The sequence below is a fragment of the uncultured Catenibacterium sp. genome (assembly GCF_900540665.1).
Classification (GTDB): domain Bacteria; phylum Bacillota_I; class Bacilli_A; order Erysipelotrichales; family Coprobacillaceae; genus Catenibacterium.
This window is the reverse complement of the sequence record NZ_UQGV01000018.1, coordinates 13,471-28,640: the sequence shown is the minus strand read 5'-3', so window position 1 is coordinate 28,640 and position 15,170 is coordinate 13,471. Positions and strand designations below refer to the sequence as shown.

7 protein-coding genes and 1 other annotated feature are annotated in these 15,170 nt (G+C 34.2%); all 7 genes read right to left on the bottom strand.

Features of this window, described 5'->3' with window-relative positions; genetic code table 11:
- Positions 1–583: 583 nt before the first annotated feature.
- Positions 584–2,038, bottom strand: coding sequence for an LCP family protein (locus tag QZQ55_RS03965; RefSeq protein ID WP_295090167.1), 1,455 nt, complete (start codon positions 2,036–2,038; stop codon positions 584–586).
- Positions 2,039–2,266: 228 nt separating this feature from the next.
- Positions 2,267–7,492 (bottom strand): beta-N-acetylglucosaminidase domain-containing protein, encoded by a 5,226-nt coding sequence (locus QZQ55_RS03960; RefSeq protein ID WP_295090164.1) that lies wholly within the window; start codon positions 7,490–7,492, stop codon positions 2,267–2,269.
- A 215-nt stretch (positions 7,493–7,707) separates the two neighbouring features.
- Entirely contained in the window at positions 7,708–8,532 is an 825-nt protein-coding gene (locus QZQ55_RS03955) for a PRD domain-containing protein (protein WP_295090160.1), read from the bottom strand.
- Between the two features lie 11 nt (positions 8,533–8,543).
- Positions 8,544–9,980 carry a PTS transporter subunit EIIC gene (locus QZQ55_RS03950; protein WP_295090156.1) on the bottom strand — a complete coding sequence of 479 codons (1,437 nt, stop codon included), beginning with the start codon at positions 9,978–9,980 and terminating at the stop codon, positions 8,544–8,546.
- A 230-nt stretch (positions 9,981–10,210) separates the two neighbouring features.
- Positions 10,211–11,368: an MFS transporter gene (locus tag QZQ55_RS03945; protein ID WP_295090153.1), complete on the bottom strand. Its 1,158-nt coding sequence runs from the start codon at positions 11,366–11,368 to the stop codon at positions 10,211–10,213.
- 558 nt (positions 11,369–11,926) lie between these two features.
- Positions 11,927–13,633: a carbon starvation protein A gene (locus tag QZQ55_RS03940; RefSeq protein ID WP_295090149.1), complete on the bottom strand. Its 1,707-nt coding sequence runs from the start codon at positions 13,631–13,633 to the stop codon at positions 11,927–11,929.
- 73 nt (positions 13,634–13,706) lie between these two features.
- Positions 13,707–13,942 (bottom strand) — a binding site (T-box leader).
- 147 nt (positions 13,943–14,089) lie between these two features.
- Complete coding sequence (locus QZQ55_RS03935) at positions 14,090–15,037, bottom strand: hypothetical protein (RefSeq protein ID WP_295090146.1); 948 nt, start codon at positions 15,035–15,037, stop codon at positions 14,090–14,092.
- Between the last annotated feature and the right edge of the window lie 133 nt (positions 15,038–15,170).

Here is a 15,170-nt window from a genome sequence, read left to right as displayed (position 1 = left end):
CCTCTTTTCGTCTTCATTATAGTTTACAATCAAAATAAAGTCAATATATACATCTTTGGCGGTTAATACAGAATTCTTTTGTATTAAATTCATACCAATATATTAACGCATATTATAAAATTGCAATAATTAATAGCTTATCCCTACCTATTGATTTCTGTGATATAATTCATACATAGAAAAGCCGTATACGGTAGGTGGTTATCCTTGGTCGTCATGACGAAGGTACGCAACCCTTCGAAATTCACATTCTCAGAAGTTTTGAGAAAATTTGAAAAACGGAGGTGATGCGCGATGACAACTTATGAAGTACTCATGGTAATGTTAACTGTGTTAACAATTATCGTACCTTTAATAGGAATCATTGTAAAATTGCTTCTTATCATTATTGATAAAAGTGAAAAAAAAATAACTACCTCATGCCTTGGAACCGTTTGAGATAGTTACTTTGAACAATAAATCCAAGGACAACCGCTTACTGGCTGTTCCTCTTTTCGTCTTCATTATAGTTTACAATCAAAATAAAGTCAATATATACATCTATTTGAAGCTCCTGAACAAGAAAAAGCAGACTTTCGTCTGCTTACTCTACAGTGAACTCTTCACCCTTCAACATTTTCTTAATATACTGTTTATTCTGTTCCACACTATTTTCATCTGGAATAAAGTAATAAAGTCTTGTATGAGGCATATAATAACCGCCAGTCATCATAGTACCATTACCTGCTATCATAGAAGTCTGGAATGACCATGAAGCATTAGTATTAAGCTGATTATTCGCAATTCTAGCCATTTCATTCATAGGCATATCAGTCACAAATGTACCTTCAATCGAACTTAGGATATCAGTATAATGAGTAACGATTGCTGGACTTGCCATCTTTTTAATAATAGCCTGTAAGACTGCCTGCTGGTTCTGTGCTCTATGACGATCACCTGTAGTATAGGCATGTCTTTCTCTAGAAAAGGCCAAAGCCATCTGACCATTCATATGATTCCATCCTTGCTTAATAGGCTGTCCATTCCATACAGATAAATCTTTATCTGAATAGACATCAACACCACCTAATGCATCTACTACTTCTACTAATGATTCAAAGTTAACTCTTGCATAATAGCTGATATCTACATCTAAGAAGTTTTCTACTGTTTTAACTGTATTTTGTGTACCTGTTAAACCAGAATGTGTCAATTTATCTTTCTGAGAAGCATCTGCTAAAGTTACATAAGCATCTCTAGGAATACTTGTAAGTAATACTTTATGTTCAGGCACATTAATAGTCATTAAGATATTTACATCGCTACGTGATACTTCCTGTACACTGCCACGAGAATCAATACCAGAAATATATACACAGAAAGGATTCTTTAATACATCTAGTGTCTTTTCTTCTTTAATTTTATTGTATGATTTAAACTTTGTTGTCCAGATTACTTTTGTATCTTTATCAAAGCTCTTTTTATAGTCTGTTACTAGGTCTCTAGAACCTTCATTAATAAGTATTGCATCTACCTTTTTATTATATAATGCGTCTACAATCGCTTCTACACCATATAATTCACTCACACCATAGTTAGATACCTTCTTACTTAAACGGTTCAATGCTTCATCCATTTTAGTTCCATTAGGATTATATCCTACTGTCTTCTTTAAGATATCATTGACCTTTTCGCATGAACTATTCTTTTTAACTACAAGAGAATATGTCACATAATCATATTCACTCGTCACTTTATTGTAGGCTGCTTTACCAGACTGGATAAACACACTTCCTATAATTAAGAATATACTAATAATAACGGAAATAATCTTGCCAGCTAGTGGTCTTTTCTGTATCTTTCTAGATACAATAGGTCCTGGTTTTGCCAGCAAATAGATAAGTAATGCAAGCACTGCCAAGAAAGAACCTATCACTATCAAATAACGCATAGGCAGAATTTTCACAAATGTGATACTAATCATAAGTATAATACTTAGTACGATCTGAACACCGACAATAAAACGATAATCAGTCATGAACCCTAATTTCTTCTTCATCTTTCTCATCTCCCATCCATATAATTCACGAAAATACACAAATTTTACAATAAATGTATAAAAACATAGTTGACAAAGCCTAGTATAACATAATTTATATCACATGTAACAAAAATTACACGAATCATCAAAAATTGTCATAATTGTAACATCACATATCATAAAACCTATTGTATTTAAGAAAAGAGATAAAAAAGAAGAACCTCAAATGAGGTTCTTCTAGAAGTATTAAGCTTCTTTCTTCTTTAATAATACATAACCTAGTAATGAGATCATTGAGAAGAATGCGAATAATCCTACCATAGTAGTATCACCAGTTGCTGGTTTAGTACTTGGTTTTACTTCTGGTTTAGTTGTTTCTTCTGGTTTAGAAGGAGTTGTAGGCTTTTCTTCTGGTTTACTTGGTGTGATGACTGGTAGCTTTTCTAATACTTCCATTGCATCTCTTAAGTCCTTAGTTAATGCATCTACTTCTTCCTGAGTTAATTCTGCCTTGTTTTCTAATGCTTTCTCAACAGCTTTAATAACTTCTAATAAGTTCTTATAGCTCTTTTCAGTATATAACTTACTATCAGTCTTCTTAGCCTGAGCAAGTAATAGATCAAGTTCAGCAGTATTGCCTCTTCTTACAAGTTTCTTAGAAGCTGTATCTAACTTTTCAGTTAATGCAGTGATTTCTTCACTTGTATGTTCAGCCTTTAATTCTTCTCTGATTTCATCTAATACAAGAACGAATTCTTTCCAGCTAGAAGCTGTATAGTCTTCTTCTTTATAAGAAGCCATCTTATTTTCTAATGCTTTTACTTCTGCATCAGTTGCCTTTAATACAAGATTCTTTCTTGCTTCATGTAATGCCTTATAAGCATCTTCTACTTCAGTAACAGTTGCATTCTCTTTATTTAAGATATCTTCTGCATTATTTAAAGCATCCTTGAATGGTGTTACTGTAGAAGTTAAATAGATTGAAGTATCAAGAGTATTAAGATTATTAGAATCAATATAGTCTCTTAGTGTCTTCTTGCTGATAGAAACCTTAGTGACAAGAGCCGCTTTTGCAGTCGCTAATTGTTCTAACATTGCATCAACTTCTTCAACAGATGCATCTTCATTCTTAAGAAGTATTTCTGCTTCTGCCTTAACAGCCATAAGTGCCTGATAGCTTTCTTCAGTATAGTCATCCTTTGAAAGCTTATCTAATGCTTTGATTTCTGCTTCTAATGCTTTAAGATCACCAAGAGCAGTTAATCCTTCATGAGCAGTCTTTAAGTTTGCTTTAGCTTCTTCTAATGCATCCTTTTCACCCATCTGAGTGTTATATGCATTAAGTGCAGCATCTCTTGCAGTCTTATATGCATTATAGCTAGTTGCAGTGTACTTATCTTCTTCTACATGTAAAGAGTCAATGTAGTTCTTTAAATCCTTAGCACATTCACTCTTATATTCTTCATCAGTTAATGTAATAATTTCAGAAATAGTAGGAATATGGTTTTCTTCCCATTCAAACTTCAACTTATATACATTACCATGAGGGATATAGAATTCATTAAGTGATTTTCTTAAAGTACCTAACTGTACCCATTCCCTATTTTCTTCAGGAACATTACGAGTTGTTACTTCTTTATCAATTAAAGCATAAACCTTTGCATTGCTGATTTCACCCTTCTGGATAATGTTGAATTTCTTCACATTTAATCTATCAGAAAGAGTATAAGTTAAGTAACCTGCTTTATTTGAACCAGGCTTATAAGAAGTTAATAGGTCACCATCAATCATATACTGAGGCTTGTAACCTTTTGCTTCTGTTACACTAGATTCAAATGTAGGGTCATTGTCTTCTGGTGCATATTCACCATCATTGATCATGATTTCGTTGAATACAACAGCTCTATTGTTGTTAGAAGCAGTAAATAAGATTCTTAAGTAACGAGCTGGTACATGATTGGCAGTACCTGATACATAAACCTTATTTGGATATGTACTAGATGCCTTGTATCCTGCATCAGAATCGATACACTGAACACCTGCATCACCAATGTTTTCAACACCATCACCAATTGTCACAACATCTGTCCAGTTTTCTAAATCACTCGAAACACTAATAGTAGCATCTCTGATATAGTTAACGGCACTATCCTGACAATACATAGCAAGCTTATCGATATTTCTCATCTGACCTAAGTCATAGATGATATACTGACCCTTCTGTGGAAGGTCACCAAATTCAGTTGTAGAATCAATGTTGCCATCAAATGCAGCACCATTGTTTCTAGTGTCTTCTGCTACACCCCAAGATGGGTTGATAGTCATAGTTGTCTTATATAAGTATGGTGCAGTGACTTCTGTAGAATGTACTACAAACTTATTAAGAGTTAACTTAACATCAGAACTCTTCTTATTGATTAAACGTACATAACGTGCATCTGGAAGATTGTTATTTAAATCAGTGACTTCTACCCAATCATGAGCGTTCACTGATGCTTCAACAACAACATCACCAGTATAATCAAGTTCTAACTGTTTTAAGTCTTTTACTCTTGATAACTTCACACCTACATACTGTTTAGGTGCTAAAGTCATTTCTTTCTTATATACTAAATCAGTACGATCTAATGTACTCTTAGAATGTAACTTATAGTCTGTATTTGTATAAACAGCCTTGTCATCATATTCATTGACTACATCAGTATGGTTGAATGTCTTTAACTTCCACCAGTAACCTGCTGTATTACTTGAAAGATGTAATTCAAGGTTTCTTACACGAATCGCTTTTGCGGTAATATCCTGGTCTTCAACATTTAAATGAACAGTTGCATCACCTGCATATTCCTTTAATGTCTTCCAAGTTTCACCATCAGCTGTGTATTCTAAAACATATTTAGTTAACTTATCTGTTCCACCATCCTGTGAGAAGTTGATTGTACCAAGCTTCTTAGGATTGTTGAATGTAAGTGTAACGGCTGCATCAACAGGGATATAATCCTTGATTTCGCCACCCTTATATGGGCTTTCCGCAAAGTGTGCATAACTAGATTCATTATCATCTAATAAGTTATCTAATGATCCACCCTTTAAAGTTAATTTAGTAAGAGATAAAGTACCCTTATCTGCAGGTGAAGAAGGTGTAGTTGTAGGATTTACTAAGATATCTCTAACACCTAACCAAGTATTGCTTTTGTCTGCAGTCGCAATCATACGGATACCCTTAACACCCTTAAGGTTAAGGTCTGTTAATTCTACATTGTTTGGTAAGTCATATTCTGTATCATTGACATCAGTCCAGTTCTTACCATCAGTTGTATACTGTACTTTTGCTTTTAAGAATGTATCTCTAGGGTTAGAGTTAGCACCCACTCTAAAGATCACGTGGTTTACATCAATTGCCTTAGAATACTTGATACCTACATAAGTACCTGTAAAGATACTATTAGGGCTCTTGTAAACAAGTTCTGTAGATGCATTACCATCAAAGATGTTATCTTCTTTACCAGCTGGAGTATCTTCACGGTTAGTGATATACTTCGCAATCTGCTTATCTGGATTAACGATTGTAGAAGCAATTTCAGACAAGTATGAATCAAGTGACTTAATGAATGGGACAATATGCTGTACACCTACTTCAGCATATTCTAAATGATCTACATAGTGGAAACCATAAGACTTGCTCTTTTCAAAAGCAGCCTGTGCTGCTGAAAAATAATCCCAGATAGTCGCATTGGCTTCTTCATTCTGTGCAGCTTGAATACCTTTAATATAGTTTAAAGCCGCATTTGTTGTATCATCCCAGCAGTTTAACCAGTAAACAATCTGAGACTTGATTCTTTCATTACCGCTTTCACGATAAATCTTAGATGCATTCTGTAATACTGTGAAGGCATTGATCATTTCATCAAATTCTTCATCAGAGATCTTTTCACCCTTAGTAAGCTTAGTCTTAAATGCTTGAAGTTTATCTCTTAATTCAACAGATTCTTCTAAGCGAGTCACTCTGCTATCCATGTTCTGATTGATCATATGTTTAGATAATTCTCTTAAAGCAGTTGATGCTTCAGTTTCTTCATAACCATTATGATCTACATATTTGAATGAATCATTATAGCACTTATTGGCTTCTTCTTCAGTCTGCCAGATATTCCATGAATAACATGCATTACCAAAGATGGCAACCTTACTTGGTTCAGACTGCTGCATTGGGTTTAATACAATACCCTGTATCTTAGAAGGATCAACACCAGGATGAAGGAATGTTGTATAACCACCCATGATTAGATGCTTCTTAGAGTTATCAGTACATGGCCAGTTGATCCACATATAAGGACCACGACCTGCAGTATTAGTGAATGATGATGTAAAGTTGTTTGTAACTTCACCCCATACACGTCCACCAGTCATAATAATCTGTACGTTTTCAGGGAAATCACGATAGTATGACTGACCCCATCCCATATATTCCTGAGTACAGAATGGTAATGTGAGCTTTAAGCCAGGGTAAGAAGGCTGTAATTCTTTAAGCCAGTTAGACATATCTGTCAACGTTCTTGTATAATTCGCACCACCTACATTAGGCGCATCGTCTGCAAGAATTGCAATCTGACGAACACCAGCATCGATCACCTGTTTAAACTTAGCCTGCATAACCTTTAAGTCTGCCTGATAGTTTGCTTCAGAGTTATAACGGATTGGGTTATTCATATAAGGATGTAAGGCAAATACGAAACGGCATTTAGATTTGTTTCCAGCCTCAGCAAGTGGTTTGATCTTTGTTTCAATTTCCTGATCAGTATAAAGTTCACGCCACTTACCATTATGCTTTGGATCATCTTTAGGAGCATAGAAATATGAGTTAAGCTTATAATAGCCACCCCATTCCATCAATTTACAACGATCTTCTGTTGACCATGGATTACCATAGTAACCTTCGATAAATCCACGGCTTGCAACATCCGCATAGTCTTCAATAGAGAAGTTTCTAATTGTTTTCCCCTCTACCTGCTTAAAAATGTGATATAAGCTTGTAAGGCCATAAAAAGCAGCATCTGTATCTTTACCTAAGATAGAAATAGTGCCCTTATCTGACTTTAAAGCATAAGAATCAAGTTTATCAAATAAACCTTCTGAAGTTGTTCCAAACTGTGAATCTACATATTGTTTAGAACCCTTCACACCAACAAGAATGTTTGTCTTTCCAGCTTTCTTTTCACTAGAAACACTTGCATTCATGCCTTTCAATGCAAGAACTTCATTAAGTCTTGCTTTTGTATCAGCATCAATACCATCTTCATAGACAACATTAACCTGACTCGTCATTTCATAATCCCCATCTGAATAACTCATTGTGTGAGGATTAGGATAGACTTCATACCCTGTATCTGCCTGTACAGTCATTGGAAAAGCAGATACACAGCCTAATGCAACAAGAAAACTTACTGCATAAGTAATGACTTTCTTTCCTTTCATCATGTTCTCCTTTCTTTTATATTTTGTCTCATTTCATGCTCCTAGTTGATGAAATGAGTATTCAACATGGATTTTTACAAAAAATAAAGACCAAATAAAGTATGACAAAAAAAAGTGTCATAATCTTTATTTGGTCTTGCCTGCTTAGAGTAACAATCCACATTTACTTGAATAGTATAGCAGTATATTTTTTATATTACAAGCGTTTTCATCAATTATTGCATGATACGTTTAATATGGATACATAAGAACGTCTGCTCATCCGGTGATAAATCATATTTATATTTTTCTTTAATATGTTTTACAATACGGTTGATACACATGGATAATCTTAGATTCTCTTTTAATAGTTCTCGGATATCTTCTGTTGTATCTTTAAGGTTTATTTCCTGTCCTGTAAAGATACGTTCAGCTAAGTATTTGAGATGAGTAGAAAGTCTTGCATAGCTTAAAGATTGAGGAGAAATAGTCACCTTCATACTATTTTCAATAATACCAATAATATCTGTTACAAAGCACATGATTTTAGTCGCATTATGAGTGTTATTATCCATCGAGAAGTTAACAAGATGAAGAGCAATATAGTTGGCTTCCTCTATATCCAATGTAATTCCTGTTTTCTTCTTAATATAACTTAATGCCCAAAGACCTATTTCATATTCATCCTTATATAAAACACTGACATCCCCTAGCACAACATAAGGAATCCTGATATTTTCCTGTTTACGCTTTAAAGCAAATGAGATATGGTCTGTCATCGTCAAGAAGATCTCACCATAATAGCGTGATTTAAGCTTCTTAATGGCATATGTGACAATCTGATTTGTGATTTCGTAACAGTCTGGTGAGATGTCTTCTTCTCTTTCTAATCTTTTATGGGGGTCTTCTTTAAAAAGATATGTCTTTTCTATTTTATGAGGATCAACCAAATCCCCTACTTTCTTTTGAAAACCAATTCCTGAACCCGTTAAAATAATGTCACCCAATTCCGGAGAAATAGCAGCAACACTATTGTTATTGAAGATCTTGATTATTCTCATAATATTCCCCTTTACATTAATATATCGTTCATCGCATCGGCTATAAACTGTGCATGAGTACCTACGAGGATCTGAACATAGTGTTCTCCTGCTTCTACTACATGATCAAAGCCTAACCGTGTAATCTCATCCTTATTAATAAGACTTATATCCTTAACTTCCAGTCTTAAGCGTGTAATACAGGCATCTGCAGATAAACAATTATTTCTTCCACCTAGTGCTTCTACAAAAGAAATAGCCAGATCATCATAATCAAATGAAATAACTGGTACAACTTCCTCTGCTTCTTCTTTAATACGTCCTGGTGTCATGAGATCAAAATGAAGAATCATACTTCTAAATACTACATAATAGAGAGCACCACATATAATTCCTAAAGGAATCAAATGTATCGCCTGATAGGAACAAGGTGCCTTAAAGCTTAATATATAATCAAGAAGCCCTGCAGAAAAGCTAAATCCTGCCAGCCAGTGCAGACTTGCTGCAATAAACATCATCATACCAGTCATAATAGCATGAGCGATAAAGAGACTTGGTGCTAGAAACATAAAAGAAAATTCCAATGGTTCTGTAATACCTGTCAAGAAAGAGGCAAGCGCTGCTGAGAACATCAATGCACCTATCTTTTTTCTATTTTCTTTATCGGCTGACTGATAGATTGCGAGTGCACCACAAGGTAAGCCAAACATCATGACAGGAAAGAAGCCTGCCTGATACATACCTGTGACCCCTTTAACTCCTCCTGATACAGTACCCCAGAAGCGACCTATATCATTAATACCTGCTACATTAAACCAGAATACTGAATTCAATGCATGATGGAGACCGGTTGGGATAAGAAGTCTATTGAAAAATCCATAGAGACCTGCACTCAGTGGTCCTAAATGAGACATCCATGTACCAAAATTGATAAATGCATCATAAAGTAATGGCCAGACATAGATAAATACCCCAGCAAAAATCAATGTAATAACAGCTGATATAATAGGTATAAATCTTTCACCACTAAAAAATGAAAGAGGCCCTGGAAGTCCAAAATGATTAAACTTCTTAAAACAATAAGCCACAATCAACCCTACCATAATACCTATAAAGGCATTATTTGTATCCTGAAAGGCAAGAGCAATCTCACTGACATGGAGACCTGATATAAGTGAAATACCTTCTGGTGACAAGATTTTAGTAATCATCAGATAATCAATGACAGCTGCAAGAGATAACGTCATATTCTTCTTATCTGTCATTCCTATGGCTACCGCAATCGCAAATAGTATAGGAAGATTATCAATAACTGCGCCACCTGATAAAATCAAAAAAGCAGCAAATGGATTATTGACTCCCCATCCCACGGGATCAATCCAGTAGCCAATTCCTTTTAATAATGCAGCCAGTGGTAAAATTGTCACAGGACGCATTAGGGATTTACCTAATTTCTGTAAAAAGTTCAACTTGATCCCCTCTTCTGTAGTCTATCTACTATTATTATACATTTATTCCTCTATAACTGTAAAAAATCACATTACTTAAAACTTTTTTCTTGAGAAGAAACGAATAAATATAATAATCATAAAAAAAAGCGTTATATTTTCATAACGTGGTAATTATATCATTTTTATTCCTTTATGTAACCCCTAACGCTCCTTTTTTTAAAGTAAAAAAAAGGAAGATTTCTCTTCCTCTAGTCTTTCATAAATTTATAAGTACATACTCCAATAATCGCCCCAATAAGAGTAACTATCATCGCAAAGATCAGCATGCTTTGTAATCCTAATGTATCCTGTAAGACACCACCAAAGTAATTACCTAAACAGAAACCAAACCCATTAGCCATCATTGTGATAAGAGTCTGGCCTGCCATCTGATCTGATTCAGATAAGGCATCATTACAATAATATGTATATGTTGCAAACAATAATCCATAAGAACATCCCTGGAATACCATACCTATTAATAAGACTAATAGATTAGGTGCTAAAGCTATTAAGAAGTTTCTAAAGATATACATAGTGAGTCCAAAGACAATAAGCTTTTCAGGACCGAACTTCTTTTTCAAGCGATAAGTCATTGTCATAAAAGGTGTTTCACTTGCTGCCATAAAGAATATTGCAATACCATAGAAAGAAGAATCTCCCCCTAGCTTTTTAACGATATTAATTAAGTAAGTAGATAAAGAAGTAGCACCCGCAATCGCAAATCCAAATCCTAATAAAAAGAAGAAGAACTTCTTATATTTAGTAATAAGACCAAATGGATTGGCTGGTTTTTCTGTTGATTCATTCTTAATAGTAGAGTGTGGGAGAATCAACAAGTTAATAATAAATAGAATACTTGAAATAATAAATACGATATAGATTACAGATGGTTCAAGCCACTCTACTAAGTACCCCATTAAGAAAGCACTTGATGCATAAGAGAATGAACCAAGTCCTCTTGCAAGTCCAAAATTAATATCATGACCCATCTTGACATAGTCCATTGCGAACTGTGATAGGAACGGAACAACACATGTCACTAAGAATAATAAGGCGATGTAAAGTACCATGACCACTACTTTAGGTAATGTCATAAAATAAAGAGCACTAAATGACGCAAATAATATAGCATATATACCTAATATGACATTATGTGGTGTAAGCTTTTCATATTGATTTGGTAAGTTAGAAATATTAGCTGAAAGTATAAGCATCACAATACTTCCCATTGCAGTAACAATCCCAATTTCTGTATTAGACAGTCCCTTATATTGTAAGAAGATGGCTACATAACCAAAGATCGTACAGTTAGTGATCCAATATAAGAACTGAATACTATTGTATTTCATTTGTAAGTGTTTCATAAATTCCTCCTCATAACCTACGACATTATATATGAATAATCGAAGGGGTTACAAGGAATTTCAAAAAAAGAAAAACAAAGTATCACATTATGTGACAAAAGAAAAGACATGACTCCTAAGAATCACGTCTGACTATACAAAACAAAGTGCCCCGGTTCTAGAGAACCAACATACTTTACATGACTAGTTATAAAGCATGCTATAGGGCAGTTTGCTGTGTCCGCTCTCTAGACACAGGTCTATTGTAAAAAACATTTTTTCCCTCGTCAATACCCTTTTGTAAATTTCTTTTAATATGTAATAGAATTATAGTTATTTATGAATTTAACAATTAGCAAAGTGGCTTTTTTTCTCATTTTCATGATAAAAATAGTTCTATATTTGTTTTATTCCTAAGTGTAACGATTATATAAATATATAAATTGATTTATAATTCCATGACATGTGTAAAGATATTTAATTTGTTTAACATTACATATAATCATACGAGATTTACACTCTCTACAACATTTTCAGAACGCGAAAAAAAGCCCCTACAAATAGGGACTATAATGTAGATTATTCAGCTTTTGAATTAACTAACTTACCAGTTGAATGGAAAGTAATCATAAGTCCAAGAGCGACTAATAATAGGGCAACGACTAACTGTAGACCATCTGTCATGATCATGAAGCCACCAGTTACGAATAACTTCATACAGATACCGTAGATTGCCTGAACTAAAGCAGTCATAGTAACGATGAACATTAATACCATTGGTACATATAACATGAAACCTTTTCTTCCAGTAACCTTTAAGAATACAGCAAGTGAGATTAATACCATTGCAGCTAATAACTGGTTTGCTGAACCGAATAATGGCCAGATGTTAACATATCCGCCTAAGCTTAATAAATAGCCAAAGAAGAGTGAAATGAGTGTAGAGACATATTTATTAGTTAAGACTGATACTAACTGTGATGGATTTTCTCCTTCTTCTACTTCAAAGAATTCCTGGAATGACATACGTGAGATTCTAGCAACTGCATCTAATGAAGTAAGTGCAAGTGCTGAAACGAACATAGTCATAATACAAAGACCCCAAGACTGTGGTAAACCTAACTGTGCCACTAAGCCAGTTACACCAGCAGAGAACTTAGTGAAAGGTGTAGCAGTGTCAGCTAAAGCCATGTTAGCAAGAGCTGTATCTAAGACACCAGTCTGTTTTAAGTTTGGTAATGAACCAACGATTACGATAACTAATACAGCAAGTAATGATTCCAATAACATTGAACCATAACCAACCTGAAGCATATCTTTTTCATTCTTGACCATCTTAGAAGATGTTTCAGAAGATACAAGAGAATGGAAACCAGATACGGCACCACAAGCGATTGTTACAAATAGTGTTGGGAATAAGTAGCTTCCTGTTGCTGATTTAAATCCAGTGAATGCTGGTACAGTAACAGTTGGATTACTTAAGAATACACCAACAACTGCAGCGGCAATCATACCGATGAATAAGAATGTAGTTAAGTAATCACGTGGACCTTTTAATAACCACATTGGTGTAACAGATGCAAAGAAAATATAAATGAATACTAAATAGATCCAAGTTGTTTTAGTTGCATATACTGGGAATTTGATACCAACTGCAAGCATTGCAACGATTAAGACAATTCCAAGTACAACTTTTGGCCAACCTTCTAAGTTAACCTTACGTAATAACAAACCAAATGCCATAGCAACAAATACATAAAGAATAGAGATAGAAGCAGCACTGGCATTAGGTGCAAGCTTAGCTCCTTCAGCACTGAAACCATTGAATGTTCCAGCAACCATATCTGCAAATGCAGCAATAACGATTAATGTGAAGACCCAGCAGAATAAGAAGAATAATTTCTTACCAGTTCTACCAATGTACTTTTCGATGATCTGACCCATTGACTTACCTTCAGATTTTACTGAAGCATAAAGTGCACCGAAATCCTGTACAGCACCGAAGAATACACCACCGATAACTACCCATAAGAATGCAGGTAACCAGCCAAATACCATAGCCATTACTGGTCCAGTAACTGGTCCAGCACCAGCGATAGATGAGAACTGATGTGCAAAGACTGACCATTTATTAGTAGGTACATAGTCTGTGCCATCTTCTTTCGCAACAGCAGGTGTTGTTGCATTAGGATCAATACCCCAAGTTTTTACTAAATAGCGACCATAACATAGATAGGCTACTACTAGGATAAGGGCTGCTAATCCAAGTAAAAGTAAACCATTCATAAATAAATTCCCCCCAGAATTACTTTATACATATAAAACAGATATAAAAAAGGCTTTCGTCTTAGAATGAACTGTCTAAGACGAAAACCTTCGTTTCCGCGGTACCACTTAGATTGTGATTAACATCACCACTTCACATCCCATGAATGCTATTTCTTTAACGCAGAAATTACGGCTTTCTTTACTATTATTTTTCAAGAAAACAGCTCACAAGGGATGGTCCCATAATCATTACCTACATCCTTTCCACCAACCGGATGCTCTCTATAGGAAGCGGATTAGAAATCGTATCTTGTTCATCGCTCTGTTTCGTATGTATGCCTATATAATAATCCAATATTATTTTTTGTCAACACTTTATTGCGAATAATGTAAATTTATTTGTTTGTTTTGTATTTATCGTAAATGTAAGCGTATGTTACATGTCGGACAATAACAAATATACATAGAGAAATATTACCTATACTTGGATTTAATATATTGTTTGATAGCTTCCATATACTCTTCTTCATTATCATAATCATGTGGATCTACATCATACATATCAGAAGGATCATAGTACTCTTTCCATTGTTTACGTAAATCATCTAGATAATCTAATTCATGATCATACTGTGTAGGATCTACAGAACTAAATGAATTATAGAAATTATGTTTATCTTCCCAAGATTTTTTATCATCTTCAGATACATTACCCTCTTGAGGCACTTCTACTATATTATCCAAATGATACTCAACAGAGTTTGGACGTTTTCTAGATATTTGTTTTAGTGCTCTATTACGATAATCATCCATATCATCAGACTTTAAAGCTTCTTCATCTAATTCTGCATCAAGACTTGCAACATAGTCTTTCCACTCATTGACAGCTTCTACATAATCTTCTTCATCATTAAATTCACTTGGATCAACAGGATATTGATGATTTGGATCATATAGTTCTAACCAATGTATTCTTTCACTTATTTCATAAAAATATTCATCAGGTGAATCATAATCTAGAGGATCAAGACAATAGAATTCATCTTCTGGATCATATTTTTCTTTTATTATATTTGTTAGAGCATCCAGATAAGTATCTTCATTCTTATAGTTTTGTGGATCAATATCAAAGTCACCATATCTAGATACTTCTTCAATCCATTCAAGGTGTTCTAAACATATATTAACTGCTTTTTCATAGTCTTCAAAATTATCATATTTAGTTACATCAACATAATGATTACATTCATCAAATGGATCTGCTTCAGATTTCCAATCATCACGTAATGCATTTAAATAGTCTTCTTCAGTATTATACCAATCTACATCAACAAAAAATCGTTGATTAGGATTATATTTTCTCACCCATCTATCTTTGTTTAAATCTTTAAGTGTTTGAAATAGTATTGATATTCTTCTCATAGTATCACCTTATTTTTTAAAGAGTTATAATCATATGAATTTACATTAAAACAATTGCCTGGATTATATATTTCAGCCCACTTGTCCTTATTTACCATGTTAAGCAATTCATTTATTCATTGTAATCTCATAT

Bases quoted from the DNA above. Each gene is read 5' to 3' on its own strand.
- QZQ55_RS03965 (WP_295090167.1), bottom strand. From the start codon at position 2,038: ATGAAGAAGAAATTAGGGTTCATGACTGATTATCGTTTTATTGTCGGT.
- QZQ55_RS03960 (WP_295090164.1), bottom strand. From the start codon at position 7,492: ATGAAAGGAAAGAAAGTCATTACTTATGCAGTAAGTTTTCTTGTTGCA.
- QZQ55_RS03955 (WP_295090160.1), bottom strand. From the start codon at position 8,532: ATGAGAATAATCAAGATCTTCAATAACAATAGTGTTGCTGCTATTTCT.
- QZQ55_RS03945 (WP_295090153.1), bottom strand. From the start codon at position 11,368: ATGAAACACTTACAAATGAAATACAATAGTATTCAGTTCTTATATTGG.
- QZQ55_RS03940 (WP_295090149.1), bottom strand. From the start codon at position 13,633: ATGAATGGTTTACTTTTACTTGGATTAGCAGCCCTTATCCTAGTAGTA.
- QZQ55_RS03935 (WP_295090146.1), bottom strand. From the start codon at position 15,037: ATGAGAAGAATATCAATACTATTTCAAACACTTAAAGATTTAAACAAA.